This window comes from Azospirillum sp. 11R-A, assembly GCF_049472615.1.
Classification (GTDB): domain Bacteria; phylum Pseudomonadota; class Alphaproteobacteria; order Azospirillales; family Azospirillaceae; genus Azospirillum; species Azospirillum palustre.
The window spans coordinates 91,715-107,427 of record NZ_JBCEBL010000010.1 but is presented as its reverse complement, the minus strand read 5'-3'; the positions used below and the strand labels follow the sequence as shown (position 1 = coordinate 107,427).

Here is a 15,713-nt window from a genome sequence, read left to right as displayed (position 1 = left end):
ATCACCGTCATGCCGCAGCGCGCTGATCGTGGCGAGACTCATGGCGGGGGCCACCGGTGAAGCCGCCATAGCCCCAGGCGGTCAGCTCACGGCAGATCGCCGAAATCTTCGCGGCCTCATCGGCGTTCGGTTCCCGCTCGCCGGCGGCCTCGATCAGATGCATCAGAGTGGCACGGCCTTCCGGCGTGCGCGAAAGCTCCTGCAGGCGCAGCAGGGCCGCACCCGGCGGCAGATTCTCCTGACGGGCGACGAGAGCTACCTGATCGGCGAGAAATGCCGTAATCGAGAAGCACGACGGATCGGTTTGCAACCGCATTGGCAGTCCTCCTCAAGGGGGAGCACGACCGCTCCTTTCCCATCATCGGACCCCAACGGGGAAATAACCACGCCGCATTCGTCTTAAGACCGGAGTGGGGTGCAACAGGTCATAGACACCGTCCACACCCCTTTCCGTTTAGCCAGGACACCCGGCCGCACTGCCTAAGGTTGCGGTTCAGCCTGACTGTCGGACTGGAACCGTTTTTCGAACCGGGCGAGATCGACGGGGTCGATGGAGACATGCAGATGCGCATGTTCCTCGTCGTCACGCCGGTCCAGCACCTCGCCTCTGGCGTAGAGCCAAGCGAGCGCCGCACCGTCGTCAAGGCCGACCGAGAGGTCGACGACCTGCCGGTTGACGTTCATCCGCTGATCCAGCAGGCGGTCGAGATTGTCGATCCCCTCGCCGGACAGGGCGGAAACCGCCACCGCACGCGGATTGCGGCCAGTCTGGACCAGGATCGCCGCGCGGCTTTCCTCGTCCAGCGCGTCGATCTTGTTCAGCACCTCGATCACCCGGTCGTCCGCCTCCGGGTCGATACCCATGTCGGACAGCACCTCATGGACATCGGCCTTCTGGGCGTCGCTGTCGATGTGGGCGATGTCGCGGACATGCAGGATGATGTCGGCGGCGTCCACCTCCTCCAGCGTGGCGCGGAAGGCGGCGACGAGGCCGTGCGGCAGGTCGGAGATGAAGCCGACCGTGTCCGACAGGATCACCTTGCGCCCCGACGGCAGGGTCACCTGCCGCATGGTGGGATCGAGCGTGGCGAACAGCAGGTTCTGGGCGAAGACGTCGGCGTTCGCCAGCCGGTTGAACAGCGTCGATTTGCCGGCGTTGGTGTAGCCGACCAGAGCCACCACCGGATAAGGCACCTTCGCACGGGCCTTGCGGTGAAGGCCGCGGGTGCGCCGCACCTCCTCCAGTTCCTTCTTGATCTTGATGATCCGGTCGCCGATCAGGCGGCGGTCGAGCTCAAGCTGCGATTCGCCGGGACCGCCGAGGAAGCCGAAGCCGCCGCGCTGCCGTTCCAGGTGGGTCCAGGACCGCACCAGACGCGATTTCTGGTAGGTCAGGGAGGCCAACTCGACCTGGAGCATGCCTTCGCGCGTCCGGGCGCGGGCGCCGAAGATCTCCAGGATCAGGCCGGTGCGGTCGATGACCTTGGCCTTCAGCGACCGCTCGAGGTTGCGCTGCTGCACCGGCGACAGGGCATGGTCGAGGATGACCAGAGTCGCCTCGGCCTCTTCCACCACCTGTGCCAGATGCTCCACCGTGCCGGAGCCGAGCAGGGTCGACGGTTGCGGCCGGTTCACCTTGGCGCATTCGGCATGGACGACGTCCAGCTGAATGGCCTGGGCAAGACCGACCGCTTCCTCAAGCCGCGATTCGGGAGGGCGCATGTCCCCGTCCGCCTCACTGCGGAGGACGGGGTGGACCACGATGGCCCGCGCGGCGCCGTCAGGGGCCGCGCCGTTACCATTGGTCAAGGGATCAGACGCTTTCACCTTCCTTGGGCGGCTCGAAAAGTTGAATGGGATGGGCCGGCATGACCGTCGAGATTGCGTGCTTGTAGACGAGCTGGGAATGCGCGTCGCGCCGCAGAAGTACCGAGAAGTTGTCGAACCAAGTAATGATGCCCTGGAGTTTCACGCCGTTCACGAGAAAGACGGTTACGGGAGTCTTGTTCTTACGGACGTGATTGAGAAACACGTCCTGCACGTTCTGGCTTTTTTCAGACATTTTTCATGCCCCCTTCTTCAATGTTCTTGGGACCCCTTTGCTAGGCGGTCCGCTCCCCGTTTCACGGTGTAGGTGTGGTCCGCGTTGGTACCGTCTCGACAGCCGTTTGCAGGGATATGGTATCACCATTGCCGTCCACCAAGCCATACAGGACGCGGTGAAGCGCCGTACAGTCGGTGTGGCGATGGGCGGGCGGGAACCGGTCGAAGCCACTCCCCTCGCCCAGCCCTATTAGCACCGGAACGAGACCGGCGCCATGGGCGCATTCCATATCGATGTCGGCATCGCCGAGAAACCAGACATCTCCACCCGGCGCGATCCCCGCCGGCTCCAGCGCCATCCGCACGGGGGCGATGTGCGGCTTGTCGAACTCGGCATCCTGGGCGCCGACCAGCTTGCCGAAATACCGGGTCCAGCCCAGCGCGTCGGCCTCCGCCCGCAGGAACTTGCCGTTCTTGTTGGAAACGACGGCCTGATAGACACCCCGCCCGTGGAAATGGCGCAGCAGCGTCTCGGCACCCGGCAGCGGCGTCAGCCCATCCAGATGGTGGGCGGCGAAATAGGCGTAGAACAGGTCGCGCGCCTCGGTCCAGCGCTCGCCGAAAATGCGCGGGAAGCTGTCGCGCAGCGATGCCTTGATCCGCTCGCGCGCCTCCTCAGGCCCCCAGGGGGCAAGGCCGAAGGACACCAGCGCATGGTTTAGCGCCTCGCGAACGATGTCCCAGTTGCTGACCAGGGTGTTGTCCCAGTCATAGATGACGGCGCGCGGCAGGGTGATGGGGGAGGACAAGGAGATTTCTCGAGTAGATTGTCATTGCAGAAGCCCCCTTCCCCCCGTCGAGCAGGGAAGGGGCTGGGGTTGGGGCAAAATCTCCCCCACCGATCACTCGAGGAACATCTTCCCCTTCTCGCTGCCATGGACGCCCAGCGACTTCAGCTTGCGGTGAAGGGCGGAGCGTTCCATGCCGACGAAGGACGCGGTGCGGGAGATGTTGCCGCCGAAGCGGGTGACCTGGGCCAGCAGATATTCGCGCTCGAACACCTCGCGGGCTTCGCGCAGCGGCAGGCCCATGATCTCGCCGCCCTTGTCCCATTTCAGGACCGTCGGCGTGATGGCGCCGATCTCCGGCGGCAAGGTGTCGGCGCGGATCGACTCCTTGGGGTCGCCATGGGCCATGATCAGCAGCCAGTCCACGACGTTGCGCAGCTGGCGCACGTTGCCCGGCCAGTCATAGGCCTGCAAGGCGGCCATGGCGTCCTCGCCGAATTCGCGGGTCGGCAGGCCGGACGCTTCGGCGGACCGCTGCATGAAATGGCGGGCCAGCACCGGGATGTCCTCGCGCCGCTCGGCCAGCGACGGCACGCGGATCGGCACCACCGACAGGCGGTAGAATAGATCCTGGCGGAAGCGCCCCTGCTCGATCTCCGCCTGGAGGTCGCGGTTGGAGGTGGCGATGACGCGCACGTCCACCTCGACCCGCTGTCCGCCGCCGACGCGCTCGAACACCTGCTCCTGAAGGGCGCGGACGATCTTGCCCTGGGTCTCCAGCGGCATGTCGGCGACCTCGTCAAGCAGCAGCGTGCCGCCATGGGCCTGTTCGAAGGTACCGATCTTGCGGCCGGGACCATCGACGCCGGCCTCGGTGCCGAACAGCTCCATCTCCAGCCGTTCCGGCCGCATGGTGGCGCAGTTCAGCCCGACGAAGGGACCGCCGGCCCGGCGGGAGCGGGCATGGATCAGCCGGGCGACCACCTCTTTGCCGGCACCGGGCGGGCCGGAGATCAGGACGCGGCTGCCGGTGGGCGCCACCTTGTCGATGGACTGGCGAACCTGATTGACCGCCGACGACTTGCCGATCAGCTCCGCGTCGCCGCCGGCGCGCAGCTTCAGCTCCTGATTCTCGCGCTTCAGCCGCGCCGCCTCGATGGCGCGGTCCACCATCAGCAGCAGGCGGTCGGCCTTGAACGGCTTCTCGATGAAGTCGTAGGCGCCGACCTTGATCGCCTGGACCGCGGTTTCGATGTTGCCATGGCCGGAGATCATGATGACCGGCAGGTTGGCATGATCCCGCATCAGCTGTTCCAGGATTTGCAGGCCGTCCAGCCGGCTGCCCTGGAGCCAGATGTCGAGCACGACGAGGCTCGGCCGGCGCGCCGCCACCTGGGCGAAGGCCTGATCGGCGTCGGCGGCTTCGCGCGTCTTGATGCCTTCGTCGTTCAGGATGCCGGCTATCAGCATCCGGATATCGGCTTCGTCGTCGACGATCAGAATGTCATGCGCCATGGGCTTCGTGCCTCATCTCTCCGCCGGTCTCCGCCGGCCTGTCGTCACGGCCGCCCGCGTCGTTCGCGACCGTAACCGGGTGTGGAATGACCAGGGTCACGCGCGCCCCGGGTCCGCCTTCGCGGTCCTCGAGGGTCAGCACGCCGCCATGGTCCTCCATGATCTTCTTGACGATGGCGAGCCCCAGCCCGGTGCCCTTGGCCCGCGTCGTCACATAGGGTTCGGTCAGCCGGTCGCGCTGTTCGCCGCCGGGCAGGCCCTTGCCGTTGTCCTGAACGGTGACGACGACCTTCTCACCGTCATCCTCGACTGCAATCGCCACCTCTCCAGGTGGCAGATCGGCGCCGTCGGCCGGCGACGTGCGCCCCTCGATGGCGTCGGCGGCGTTCTGGAGCAGGTTGGTCAGCGCCTGGGAGATCTGCCGGCTGTCGCAGGCCACCGTCAACGGCCCGGACGGCAGCCGCGTGTCGAAACGGATCTTGCCGGAATGGGCGCTCGATTGCAGGAACACCGCCTGCCGGACCAGATCGTTGATGTTGACCGGCTTCATCACCGGCTGCGGCATCCGCGCGAAGGCGGAGAATTCGTCCACCATGCGGCGGATGTCGTCGACCTGCCGGACGATGGTGTCGGTGCACATGGTGAAGACCTCAGTATCGCTGGAGATCTCCTTCAGATATTTGCGGCGCAGCCGTTCGGCCGACAGCTGGATCGGCGTCAGCGGGTTCTTGATCTCATGCGCGATGCGGCGCGCCACGTCGGCCCAGGCCGCCTTGCGCTGCGCCGACACCAGTTCGGTGATGTCGTCGAAAGTGACGACATAGCCGCGCACGGTGCCGTCGCGCATCTCCGCTGCGATGCGGACCAGCAGGGTCAGCGTCGTCTTGCCCGGACGCCGGATCTGGATCTGGTCCTGAACCACGCGGCCGGGCTTCTTCGGCGCGTTTTCCAGCAGGTCGCCGATATCCGGCAGCAGCTCGACCAGCGACATGCCGATCATCCGCTCCGGATCCTCCTCGCCCAGCAGGCGGGCGGCGGACAGGTTCGGCAGGTTGATGACGCCGTCGGCATCGACACCCAGCACGCCGGCCGACACGCCGGACAGCACCGTCTCGGTGAAGCGGCGGCGCTCGTCGAGCAGCCGGTTGGTCGACAGCAGCTCCCGCCGCTGGCCCTCGATCTCGGTGGTCATGCGGTTGAACGCGCGCGACAGCAGGACGAACTCGTCCTCGCCCGGCGGTTCCGACACGCGGACGGTCAGGTCGCCGGCGCGCACCCGCTCGGCGGCCCCGATCAGCGCGCTGATCGGGCGGACCAGCCGGGTGGCGAAGTTCAATCCGGCCCACACAGCCGCCAGCAGCAGCAGCATCGCCACCACCAGGAAGATCAGCGTGAAGGTGACCTGCAGACTGCCGCGCGAGTTCTCCAGCGCCGTATATTCCTTCACCGCCCCCTCGGCCGAGGCCATGTGCTGAAGCACCCGCGGCTCCACCATGCGGCCGACATAGAGGAAGGTGTCCGATACCCGGTCCAGGCTGACCAGGGCGCGGACGCGGTCGTCGGATTCCTTGACGATCAGCGCGACCTCGCCGGTTCGGGCCTGCTGGATCTTGTCTTCGGGGATCGGCTCGAATTCCAGGGTGAAGGTATAGCCGGCCCGCGCGACGATGGCGCCGGTGGTGCCGTTGAAGACGATCGCTTCCGACAGGGTGCGCAGCATCGCCTGGGTGGCGACGACCTGTTCGAACCGCTCGGGGTCGCTGGAGAAGCGCGCCTCCTGCGACAGATCGTTGGCCATCGCCAGGGCGTCGGCGCGGATGTTCTGCTGGTGTTCGTGCAGATAGGCGCTGGCGACGACCAGGGATTCATTCACCGCCGTGCGGACACGGTCGCTGAACCAGCTCTGCACCCCGACGTAGAAGAACAGGGTGGAAAAGACGGTCATGATGATGGCCGGCGCCACCGCCAGGACGCTGAACACCAGAACCAGCCGGGTGTGCAGCCGCGACCCGGCCAGCCCGCGCCGCCGCCCGATCAGGATGGCGACGATGCGCCGGGCGATCAGCACGCCCAGCGTCAGCAGGATCGCAAGGTCGAGCGTCAGCAGAAGCGTGACGGTCCGCGGGTTGGCCTGACCGAACGGCGCACTTTCCGTCATCGCCGCATAGGTGGCGAACCCGGCGGCCAAGGCCGCCAGCGACAGGGCAAAGGCCAGCCGCTTGCCCAGGCCGACCCGCCTGGACCATTGGAGAATCTTCTGCCAGACCGGCCTTTGGCCGGCTGCTGCAATGTCGGAATTCGGTGGCATGATCCGGCGCTAATCTGTTGCCGGAAAGATACACCTCTGTTGCGGCCCTGCCAAGCCTCAACGAATCTGCCTTTCGGACAGCACAGCCTACGCCAGAAGGCGTCAGACGAGGTGCAGAAGGCTTTAAGTGACCAATGGACGGCGGTTTGCCCGCCGCCCCTGACCGGGCTGTGTCACAATTTTGGCACGGATCGGCCGCTGCCGCGGGCCTCCCCGCACGCGCCACGGGACGCGGTTTATTTGATGCCGCGCATCACCTGGATATCGAGGTCGCGGATCTTCTTGCGCAACGTGTTGCGGTTCAGACCGAGCAGCTGTGCAGCCTTGATCTGGTTGCCGCGGGTCGCCGACAGGCTCAGCGAGATCAGCGGCCGTTCGATTTCGCGCAGCACCCGGTCATACAGGCCGTTGGACGGCATGCCGTCCTTGTGGGCGGCGAAATAGTCCTTCAGGTGGCGCTCGACGGCCGAGGACAGGCCCTCGCTCTGCGGTTCCTCGACCGGCTGGGCGGCCGGGGTGGCGTCGGCGAGTTCCGCCTCCACCACGTCAAGCCCGATGACCTCCTGCGAATAGAGCGCGGCCAGACGGCGGACGAGGTTTTCCAGTTCGCGGACGTTGCCGGGCCAGCGATAGCGCTTCAGCCGGTCCATCGCCGCCTGGTCGATGCTCTTGGCCGGCAGTCCCTGGCTGATGCCGAGATTCAGGAAATGGCGGACCAGCAGTGGAATGTCTTCCGTCCGCTCGCGCAGCGGCGGCAGGCGGATAGGCACCACGCAGAGGCGGTAGAACAGATCCTCGCGGAACAGGCCCTGGCGGATCAGGGTGCGCAGGTCGCGGTGGGTCGCCGCGATGATGCGTACGTCGGTCTTGATCGCGGTGCGCCCGCCGACGGTGGTGTATTCGCCCTCCTGCAACACGCGCAGCAACCGGGTCTGGGCGTCGAGCGGCATGTCGCCGATCTCGTCCAGGAACAGCGTGCCGCCCTGCGCCTGCTCGAACCGGCCGGTCGACCGGTTGGTGGCGCCGGTGAAGGCCCCCTTCTCATGGCCGAACAGTTCGGATTCGATCAATTCGCGCGGAATGGCGGCCATGTTGATGGCGACGAAGGCGCCGTTGCGCCGCTTGCCGTAATCGTGCAGCGCACGGGCCACCAGTTCCTTGCCGGTGCCGGACTCGCCGGTGATCATCACCGTCAGGTCGGTGCCCATCAGGCGGGCCAGCACCCGGTAGATTTCCTGCATGGCGGGCGAGCGGCCGATCAACGGCAGCTGTTCCTCGCTCTCCATGTCGCCGCCCGGCATCGCGGCCGGCGGGGTATTGGTGTTCAGCGCGCGTTCGACGACGGAAACCAGTTCCTTCAGGTCGAACGGCTTGGGCAGATATTCGAAGGCCCCACGCTCCGCCGCCTTCACCGCGGTGATCAGCGTGTTCTGCGCGCTCATCACGATGACGCGCATTTCGGGCCGCAGCTTCTTGATGCGCGGGATCAGGTCCAGGCCGTTTTCGTCCGGCATCACCACGTCGGTGATGACCAGATCCCCCTGCCCGTCCGCCACCCAGCGCCACAGCGTCGCGGCGTTGCCGGTGGTGCGGACCTCGTGCCCCAGCCGGGCCAGTGCCTGCGTCAGGACGGTGCGGATGGCGCGGTCGTCATCCGCGATGAGAATGGTCGCTGCGCTCATCAACGAGTCCCCCGGCCGCCCTTGGACTGCAAGCCAGCGTCAGAAATCTTCGAGTCCCCGGAAAGCTTCGGTTGATCGTATTTCGAATCATCGTACATCGGCAGCGACACCTTGAAGACGGTCCGGCGAGGCTGGCTGTCGAACTCGATGGTTCCGCCATGGTCGCCTATCAGTTTCGCCACCAATGCAAGACCAAGGCCAGTCCCGTTCACTTTGCTGGTCACGAACGGATCGAACAGGTTGGACTGCAGGTCTTCCGGAATGCCATCGCCGTTATCCTGAACCGTCACCAGCAGGGGCAGGTGCCGGCGCACGTCCCCGCCGGGCAGCGCCATGCGCACACCGTGCTGGTAGGAGGTCGTCAGCGTGATCTCGCCGCCCGATTCCGGTGCAGCCTCTGCCGCATTTTTCACCAGATTCAGGAAAACCTGCACAAGTTGGTCGCGATTGCCGTAAACAGGAGGCAATGACGGGTCGTAGCGCTCGACAAAGCGTATTTTTCGGGCAAAGCCGCTCTGCGCCACTTTCCGCACATGTTCCAGAACGGTGTGGATGTTGACCGCGGCGCGTTCCAGCGGCCGTTCGTCGGAGAACACCTCCATCCGGTTGACCAGTGCGACGATGCGGTCGGCCTCGTCGCAGATCAGGCGGGTCAGCACCCGGTCCTGGTCGCTGGCGTTCTCCTCCAGCAGCTGGGCGGCGCCGCGGATGCCGGACAGCGGGTTCTTCACCTCGTGCGCCAGCATCGCCGCCATGGCGGTGACGGAGCGCGCAGCGTGGCGGTGAGTCAGCGAATGGTCGATCTTGCGGGCGAGCGACCGCTCATGGATGGTCAGCACCACATGGTCGGGCGGGTCGCCCATGGTCGCCACCTGCACCGTCACATGGTGCGGGCCGATGCGGGGCGTGTCGATGATGACACCGTCCTGCGACACCCGGCGGCTGCCCCGGCGCACCTGTTCGATCAGGCTCATCACCGGGCTGTCCGGCGGCAGCAGTTCCGGCAGCGGCATGCCTTCCATGGCGTTGGCGGACAGATCGAAGAACTCCTGCCCTTCCAGATTGACGAAGCGGATGTCGCCATTGCCGTCCACCACCAGCACCGGATCGGGCAGGCTGTTCAGCACCACCAGCGAGTCCAGCCGCGGCGCTCTGGCGGCACCCGACCGGTTGCGGCCACGCTGGCCCGGAGCGGTCATCGGTACGGGATCCATCAGGCGGCCATCCTTTCGATTGCCGGTTCATAGAAGGCACGGATGCGGTCGCGCACCGCGTTGGGATCGCCCAGCTGGTTGACCTCCTGCCGGAACTCGTTGGAGCCGCGCAGGCCGGTCGAGTACCAGGAGACATGCTTGCGGGCGACCTTGATGCCGCCGTCCGTGCCGTAATGGCTCAGCATGCTGTCGAAATGCTCCAGCAGCGTGTCCATCTGCTCGGGCACCGGCGGGTCGGGCAGCGTCTCGCCGGTGCGCAGATACTGCATGACCTGCGACGGGAACCAGGGGCGGCCATAGCTGCCGCGCCCGATCATCACGCCGTCGGCGCCGGATTCGGCGAGCGCACGGTCCACCGCCTCGAAGCTGGCGATGTCGCCGTTGACGACGATGGGGATCTTCACCGCCTCCTTCACATGGCGGACATAGGTCCAGTCGGCGGTGCCGGTGTAGAACTGCATGCGGGTGCGGCCATGGACCGTCACCATCCTGATGCCGCACTGCTCGGCGATGCGGGCGAGGTTGGGGGCGTTCCGGTTGGTCTCGTCCCAGCCCAGCCGCATCTTCAGCGTCACCGGAATGCTGACGGCCTTCACCACCGCCTCCAGGATGCGGCCGGCCAGTGCCTCGTCCCGCATTAGGGAAGAGCCGGCATGGCCGTTCACCACCTTCTTGACCGGGCAGCCGAAATTGATGTCGACGACCGCGGCGCCACGGTCCTCGTTCAGCTTCGCCGCCTCGGCCATCACCTCGGGCTCGCAGCCGGCGAGCTGGACCGCCATCGGAAACTCTTCCGGCTCGGTTTCCACCATGCGCAGGGTCTGGCGGTTCTCGCGGATCATCGCCTGGCTGGCGATCATCTCAGACACGACGAGGCCGCAGCCCGCGCGCTTCACCAGACGGCGGAACGGCAGGTCGGAGACACCCGACATGGGCGCCAGGATCACCGGTCCGGCGAGCGTGATGGGTCCGATTTGTATGGTCATTCTCACCTGCCCGATTGATGGGCAAATCAACAAAGTGCCGTCAATTTGGGCAAGTTATCACGTGGCGACAGTCGTGTGCAAGGGCGAAGCCCGACCGCCGCGCTCAAGCCCCGTCCTAAACCCATGATCTTGCACCGGCTTGCGACGATTTCCGGCTCAGCTCCAGGTCCACTGCCCGATCAGCACGTTCGAGACGAACTTGACGCCGGGATAGGCAAGCGTCGCCAGCAGGTAGACGATCAGCATGGTGCGTGCCGCCGTCCGTCCGCGCACCCCGGTCCGGTATTCGGCAAGCAGCAGGATTCCGATCACGATGAAGGTCGCGAGCGACAGCAGGCTCTTATGGTCGGTGCGGAACAGCAGCCCCTGCTCGAAATAGAGCACGGCCATGCCGGTGGCGAGCCCGGCACCCAGCACCACTTCGGACGCGATCAGCAGGCGCAGTTGCAGCCGCTCGCTTTCCGCCACCGGCGGCAGGAAACGGCTGAGCGGGGTCGGCCGCTTGGACTTCAGCGCCCGGGTCTGGATCACCGCGGCGAAGGACGATACGGCGCTGAGCGTCAGCAGGGCATAGGTGAAGACCGACACGGCGATGTGCAGATCGATCCACACGCCCGGCGCATTACCGCGCAGAATCGGCGCCGGCGCATCCTCGGTCAGGGTCGCCAGCAGGCAGACCACCAGCAGATAGGGCAGCAGCAGCGGCGCCAGCCTCCAGGCGGTGGCATGGAACAGGCTCAGCCCGATGAACAGCGCCATGCAGGCGGCCGTCGTCACCCACAGCGCCGTCGAGAATCCGGTCTGCCATTGGCCGGCAACCTGGAGAATCGCCCACATGCCGGGCCCGGCGGCGGCGAGCAGCAACGCGCCCCAGAAAGCCCAGCCGCGCCCCTCCACGCCCTGCCCCGCGATGCGCCGGTAGGGGTAGAGGGCGGCAGGCACCAGGGCCACCAGCGCCGTCAGGCTTAAAAAGATGTTCTGCGACATGGACCCGAATGCACTCCCGTCTTTCCGCCATCATGCTGCCGGAGCAGGCCGGCCGGCCTCCTGACATTGTCCGGAGCGTCTCGGCGGCAAGGCTCGGCACTTGGCGGAACCACGGCGACAGGCTAGGCTCCGCGACGTTTCCGTCAAGTGGCTATCATATCTTACGGTTTGCCTTATGCCCACCTGCATCGCCCCCACCTGTATTGCTTTGATCGTGGCCGGAGGGTCCGGACAGCGGTTCGGGGCCGAGCGGCCGAAGCAGTATCTCGACCTCGCCGGCAAGCCGGTGCTGCGCCGGACGGTGGAGGCTTTCCTGGGCCATCCGCAGGTCACCGGCGTGCGCGTGGTGATCGACCCGGCCTGGCGCGATGCCTATGACGCCACCCTGTCCGGGCTTGCCCTGCCGGACCCGGTTGCCGGCGGTGCCAGCCGTCAGGACTCGGTCCGCAATGGGCTGGAGGCCTTGGCCACCGACGGCGCACCCGATCTCGTGCTGATCCACGACGCAGCCCGCCCCCTGATCGATGCGGACACCATCGCTGCGGTGATCGCGGCACTGGACAGCACGCCGGGCGCCATCGCGGCGGTGCCGGTGGCCGATACGCTGAAGCGCGGTAGCGGGGACGCCATCACCGGCACGGTCGACCGCGACGGGCTGTGGCGGGCGCAGACACCGCAGGGCTTCCGCTTCCCCGATATTCTCGAAGCCCACCGAGCCGCCATGGGCCTGTCGCTGACCGACGATGCCGCGGTGGCGGAGCGTGCCGGGCTGACCGTGGCGCTGGTCCCGTCCAAGGAGGACAATTTCAAGGTGACCACCCCCGACGACCTGACCCGCGCCACCCGCGCGATCATGAGCAGCCTGTGGGACGTGCGGACCGGCAGCGGCTTCGACGTCCACCGCTTCACCGACGGCGATTTCGTGATGCTCTGCGGCCTGCGCGTTCCCCACAGCCATGGGCTGGAAGGCCACTCCGACGCGGATGTCGGATTGCATGCCCTGACCGACGCCATTCTCGGTGCGCTGGCTGCCGGCGACATCGGCAGCCACTTTCCGCCGACCGATCCGCGTTGGCGCGGGGCCGACAGCGCAAAGTTCCTGCGCCATGCCGCCGATCTGGTGGCGGAGCGCGGCGGCGTCATCGCCCATGCCGACGTGACAGTCATTTGCGAGCGACCGAAGGTCGGCCCCCACCGCGCCGCCATGGCGGACCGCATTGCCCAGATTCTGGGAATCGAGGTCGGACGGGTCAGCGTGAAGGCGACCACCACCGAGCAGCTGGGCTTCACCGGCCGGCGCGAGGGTATTGCGGCACAGGCTGTGGCGACCGTCCGACTTCCGGGCTAACATCCCGACCAACGATACGAACCGGGAGAGGCCGTCATGTTTCCCGAGATCATCCGCGACCTCGCCGCCCAGACGCTTGCCGAATACGGCCTCGCCGGCTTCATGCTGGCGACGGCCGAATCCTGCACCGGCGGTCTGATCGCCGGCGCCCTGACCGACATAGCCGGCTCGTCCAAGGTGGTCGACCGCGGCTTCGTCACCTACACCAACATCGCCAAGACCGAGGTGCTGGCCGTCCCCGCCAGCCTGCTGCATGCCCATGGCGCCGTCAGCCCGGAGGTGGCGGTCGCCATGGCGGTCGGCGCGCTGGCAAAGTCGCGCGCCGACGTGACGGTGGCGGTGACGGGAATCGCCGGCCCCGGCGGGGCCACGGAAACCAAGCCGGTGGGCAGGGTCTATGTCGCGACGGCCGTGCGCGGTGGATCTGCCAAGGCCAAGGAATACACCTTTCCCGGCGACCGCGACGCCGTGCGGATGGCGACGGTCCAGGCGGCGCTGGAGCGGCTTCGGCTCGCCCGGCCAACCGGAAGCCTGCGCTGAAGAATCGCCGACAAGCTCTTCATCAATAAGGAAAAAGACCCGATGCCGACCATCAACATCCAGCTGTTCGAAGGACGCACCGTCGAACAGAAGCGCGAATACGCCAAGGCGTTGACCGAGGCGACCGTTAAGGTCCTCGGCTGCTCGCCGTCCGCGGTGGACATCATCTTTCAGGACGTGAAGAAGAGCGATTGGGCGAGCGGCGGGGAGCTGTGGTCGGACAAGAGCTGACCGACCACCCGCCTCAATCGTCCGCGGCCGGCGTCAGGCCGGCTGCGTCGCCCGGCCCGGCCCGTAAAGCTGGGCCGCGCGCATTTCGAAGGCCTGCACCATGCGGCGGACAGCCTCATTGAACAGCAGGCCCATGATCTTCTGCAGCATCTTCGAGCGGAACTCGAAATCGACGAAGAAGTCGACGCAGCAGCCGCCGGGATGCTCGTTGAAGATCCAGTGATTGTTCAGATACTGGAACGGCCCGTCGGTGTACTGCACGTTGATCCGGCAGTCGGGCTCGTGCAGTTCCACCCGTGAGGTGAAGCGTTCGCGGACCATCTTGAAGCCGATGATCAGGTCCGCGAACATGACATTGTCTTCGCGCTTGCGGATGCGGGCCGCCAGGCACCAGGGCAGAAACTCCGGATACTTCTCCACGTCCGCGACCAGGTCGTACATCTGCTGGGGCGTGTAGGGAAGAACCTTCTTCTCCGCGTGCGTCGGCATGCCCGTACCGTGTCCTTTCTTATTGAACCGCCTGGATCAGGCGGCGGCGACCCCCAGCTTGCGCAGCCGGGCTTCGCGCAGCTTCTCGAAATCCGCACCCGCATGGTAGGACGAGCGCGTCAGCGGCGACGAGGCCACCAGCAGGAAGCCCTTGCCGCGGCCAACAGTGGAATAACCGTCGAACTCCTCGGGAGTCACGAAGCGATCCACCGCCGCATGCTTGGGCGTGGGCTGGAGATACTGCCCAATCGTCAGAAAGTCCACATCGGCGGAGCGAAGATCGTCCATCACCTGTCCGATCTCCTCCTTCGTCTCACCCAGACCGACCATCAGGCCGGACTTGGTGAAGATCGTCGGATCCAGTTCCTTCACCCGCGCCAGCAATTGCAGCGAGGCGAAATAGCGCGCGCCGGGACGGATCGTCGGGTAGAGGCGCGGCGCGGTTTCCAGATTGTGATTGAAGACGTCGGGCTTGGCCTCCACCACCACCTCGACCGCACCCTTCTTCTTCTGGAAGTCGGGGGTCAGGATTTCGATGGTGGTCGTCGGCGAGGCGACGCGGATGGCGCGGATGGTGCGGGCGAAATGCTCGGCACCGCCGTCGGCCAGATCGTCGCGGTCGACCGAGGTGATGACGACGTGGGAAAGCTTCAGCTGACCAACGGCCTCCGCGACCTTCTCCGGCTCATGCGGGTCGAGCAGGTCCGGGCGTCCGGTCTCCACGTTGCAGAAGGCGCAGCCGCGCGTGCAGATGGAACCCAGGATCATGAAGGTGGCGTGCTTCTGCTTCCAGCACTCCCCGATGTTCGGGCAGGCGGCCTCTTCGCACACCGTGTTCAGCTTCAGCCCGCGCATCAACTGGCGGGTCTCGTTGTATTCCTGGCTCATCGGCGCCTTGACCCGGATCCAGGCCGGTTTGCGCTGGATGGGGTTGTCGGGCTTATGGGCCTTTTCGGGGTGGCGCAGCTTCTCGGTCTGGTCGACGAGGGTCATGGTCTAAAGCTCCCGACGGCCGACGCGATGCCCCGGCCCCGACAATAGGTGCGATGAGGATGTCAAACCCGCCATTCCGGCGGAAACAGTTCGGCCGGATAGGCCGGATCGAGCGCCTGGTCAAGCGTGAAAGGCGGCTCGACCGGGAAATGGCCGTCAGAGGTATCCGCCTCGACGGCTGCCCGCAGGCGGGCATCCGAGTATATATCGGCAAAAACGTCGGCGATGTAGGGCCGAAGGCTTGGGCTGTCCTTGATCTCGCGGACCAGCTTCTTGCGCTGCTCCCGGACGGTCAGCCGCCAGCCACGCTCGCACCGCTCCCGAAGGTCGGGACAGAACATCCACTTCAGCAAATGGACCAGCAGGACGCCAAGGCGATGGTCGATCTCGGACTTCTGGCTGCGGCCCATGCACTCGATCTCCTCAGCGACGTTCTCCCAGTCGACCGGGGCATTGTTCCGCTCGGCGCCGGCACGGCGAAGCTCCTGCGCCTGGGCTTGGGTCCAGGCGTAAAAATCCTCGTCATACGCGGCGCTGCTGCGGTCCATGGCCCCATCCGGCTGGGAAGAACGTCACCTCGGAAACATTA

16 protein-coding genes are annotated in these 15,713 nt (G+C 66.2%); 3 read left to right on the top strand and 13 right to left on the bottom strand.

Going from position 1 to position 15,713, the window contains the following annotated elements:
- Positions 1-7: 7 nt before the first annotated feature.
- The 10 genes from VH569_RS15835 to VH569_RS15790 form a co-directional block, all read right to left on the bottom strand.
- Positions 8-316, bottom strand: a complete 309-nt coding sequence (locus tag VH569_RS15835) for a hypothetical protein (protein WP_109049893.1) — start codon at positions 314-316, stop codon at positions 8-10.
- Positions 317-480: 164 nt separating this feature from the next.
- Positions 481-1,761, bottom strand: a complete 1,281-nt coding sequence (gene hflX, locus VH569_RS15830; RefSeq protein WP_423316284.1) for a GTPase HflX — start codon at positions 1,759-1,761, stop codon at positions 481-483.
- A 52-nt stretch (positions 1,762-1,813) separates the two neighbouring features.
- A complete protein-coding gene (gene hfq, locus VH569_RS15825; protein ID WP_012974114.1) occupies positions 1,814-2,062 on the bottom strand; it encodes an RNA chaperone Hfq in 249 nt (82 codons plus the stop codon).
- Between the two features lie 61 nt (positions 2,063-2,123).
- Complete coding sequence (locus VH569_RS15820) at positions 2,124-2,852, bottom strand: HAD family hydrolase (RefSeq protein WP_423316198.1); 729 nt, start codon at positions 2,850-2,852, stop codon at positions 2,124-2,126.
- Between the two features lie 93 nt (positions 2,853-2,945).
- The gene (locus VH569_RS15815; protein WP_423316197.1) at positions 2,946-4,346 is read right to left on the bottom strand and encodes a sigma-54-dependent transcriptional regulator; all 1,401 of its coding nucleotides are present in this window, start codon (positions 4,344-4,346) and stop codon (positions 2,946-2,948) included.
- Positions 4,336-6,654, bottom strand: coding sequence for an ATP-binding protein (locus tag VH569_RS15810; protein WP_423316196.1), 2,319 nt, complete (start codon positions 6,652-6,654; stop codon positions 4,336-4,338). Before VH569_RS15810 ends, VH569_RS15815 begins: the two co-directional genes overlap by 11 nt.
- A 236-nt stretch (positions 6,655-6,890) precedes the next feature.
- The gene (gene ntrC / locus VH569_RS15805; RefSeq protein ID WP_423316195.1) at positions 6,891-8,336 is read right to left on the bottom strand and encodes a nitrogen regulation protein NR(I); all 1,446 of its coding nucleotides are present in this window, start codon (positions 8,334-8,336) and stop codon (positions 6,891-6,893) included.
- Positions 8,336-9,550, bottom strand: coding sequence for a two-component system sensor histidine kinase NtrB (locus VH569_RS15800; protein ID WP_423316194.1), 1,215 nt, complete (start codon positions 9,548-9,550; stop codon positions 8,336-8,338). The genes ntrC and VH569_RS15800 overlap by 1 nt, the downstream gene beginning before the upstream one ends.
- The gene (gene dusB / locus VH569_RS15795; protein WP_423316193.1) at positions 9,550-10,536 is read right to left on the bottom strand and encodes a tRNA dihydrouridine synthase DusB; all 987 of its coding nucleotides are present in this window, start codon (positions 10,534-10,536) and stop codon (positions 9,550-9,552) included. Before dusB ends, VH569_RS15800 begins: the two co-directional genes overlap by 1 nt.
- 156 nt (positions 10,537-10,692) lie before the next feature.
- Positions 10,693-11,523: a cytochrome C assembly family protein gene (locus VH569_RS15790; RefSeq protein ID WP_376959227.1), complete on the bottom strand. Its 831-nt coding sequence runs from the start codon at positions 11,521-11,523 to the stop codon at positions 10,693-10,695.
- Between the two features lie 175 nt (positions 11,524-11,698).
- Here VH569_RS15790 and VH569_RS15785 point away from each other — a divergent pair, with 175 nt between their 5' ends.
- From VH569_RS15785 to VH569_RS15775, 3 genes are read left to right on the top strand one after another with little or no spacing between them, the layout of a single operon-like run.
- Positions 11,699-12,871: a bifunctional 2-C-methyl-D-erythritol 4-phosphate cytidylyltransferase/2-C-methyl-D-erythritol 2,4-cyclodiphosphate synthase gene (locus VH569_RS15785; protein ID WP_423316192.1), complete on the top strand. Its 1,173-nt coding sequence runs from the start codon at positions 11,699-11,701 to the stop codon at positions 12,869-12,871.
- 36 nt (positions 12,872-12,907) lie between these two features.
- Positions 12,908-13,411, top strand: a complete 504-nt coding sequence (locus tag VH569_RS15780; RefSeq protein ID WP_098739877.1) for a CinA family protein — start codon at positions 12,908-12,910, stop codon at positions 13,409-13,411.
- A gap of 42 nt (positions 13,412-13,453) precedes the next feature.
- A complete protein-coding gene (locus VH569_RS15775; RefSeq protein WP_098739878.1) occupies positions 13,454-13,642 on the top strand; it encodes a 4-oxalocrotonate tautomerase in 189 nt (62 codons plus the stop codon).
- Between the two features lie 33 nt (positions 13,643-13,675).
- Here VH569_RS15775 and VH569_RS15770 read toward each other — a convergent pair whose 3' ends face one another.
- The 3 genes from VH569_RS15770 to VH569_RS15760 form a co-directional block, all read right to left on the bottom strand.
- Entirely contained in the window at positions 13,676-14,131 is a 456-nt protein-coding gene (locus VH569_RS15770; RefSeq protein WP_423316191.1) for a type II toxin-antitoxin system RatA family toxin, read from the bottom strand.
- A gap of 36 nt (positions 14,132-14,167) precedes the next feature.
- Positions 14,168-15,124, bottom strand: coding sequence for a lipoyl synthase (gene lipA, locus VH569_RS15765; protein WP_377809428.1), 957 nt, complete (start codon positions 15,122-15,124; stop codon positions 14,168-14,170).
- 62 nt (positions 15,125-15,186) lie between these two features.
- Positions 15,187-15,672, bottom strand: a complete 486-nt coding sequence (locus tag VH569_RS15760) for a DUF29 domain-containing protein (RefSeq protein WP_423316190.1) — start codon at positions 15,670-15,672, stop codon at positions 15,187-15,189.
- Positions 15,673-15,713 lie beyond the last annotated feature (41 nt).

Excerpts from the sequence above, each read along its gene's own strand:
- VH569_RS15835 (WP_109049893.1), bottom strand. The coding sequence starts at position 316 with ATGCGGTTGCAAACCGATCCGTCGTGCTTCTCGATTACGGCATTTCTC.
- hfq (WP_012974114.1), bottom strand. The coding sequence starts at position 2,062 with ATGTCTGAAAAAAGCCAGAACGTGCAGGACGTGTTTCTCAATCACGTC.
- VH569_RS15815 (WP_423316197.1), bottom strand. The coding sequence starts at position 4,346 with ATGGCGCATGACATTCTGATCGTCGACGACGAAGCCGATATCCGGATG.
- VH569_RS15810 (WP_423316196.1), bottom strand. The coding sequence starts at position 6,654 with ATGCCACCGAATTCCGACATTGCAGCAGCCGGCCAAAGGCCGGTCTGG.
- ntrC (WP_423316195.1), bottom strand. The coding sequence starts at position 8,336 with ATGAGCGCAGCGACCATTCTCATCGCGGATGACGACCGCGCCATCCGC.
- VH569_RS15800 (WP_423316194.1), bottom strand. The coding sequence starts at position 9,550 with ATGGATCCCGTACCGATGACCGCTCCGGGCCAGCGTGGCCGCAACCGG.
- dusB (WP_423316193.1), bottom strand. The coding sequence starts at position 10,536 with ATGACCATACAAATCGGACCCATCACGCTCGCCGGACCGGTGATCCTG.
- VH569_RS15790 (WP_376959227.1), bottom strand. The coding sequence starts at position 11,523 with ATGTCGCAGAACATCTTTTTAAGCCTGACGGCGCTGGTGGCCCTGGTG.
- VH569_RS15785 (WP_423316192.1), top strand. The coding sequence starts at position 11,699 with ATGCCCACCTGCATCGCCCCCACCTGTATTGCTTTGATCGTGGCCGGA.
- VH569_RS15780 (WP_098739877.1), top strand. The coding sequence starts at position 12,908 with ATGTTTCCCGAGATCATCCGCGACCTCGCCGCCCAGACGCTTGCCGAA.
- VH569_RS15775 (WP_098739878.1), top strand. The coding sequence starts at position 13,454 with ATGCCGACCATCAACATCCAGCTGTTCGAAGGACGCACCGTCGAACAG.
- VH569_RS15770 (WP_423316191.1), bottom strand. The coding sequence starts at position 14,131 with ATGCCGACGCACGCGGAGAAGAAGGTTCTTCCCTACACGCCCCAGCAG.
- lipA (WP_377809428.1), bottom strand. The coding sequence starts at position 15,124 with ATGACCCTCGTCGACCAGACCGAGAAGCTGCGCCACCCCGAAAAGGCC.
- VH569_RS15760 (WP_423316190.1), bottom strand. The coding sequence starts at position 15,672 with ATGGACCGCAGCAGCGCCGCGTATGACGAGGATTTTTACGCCTGGACC.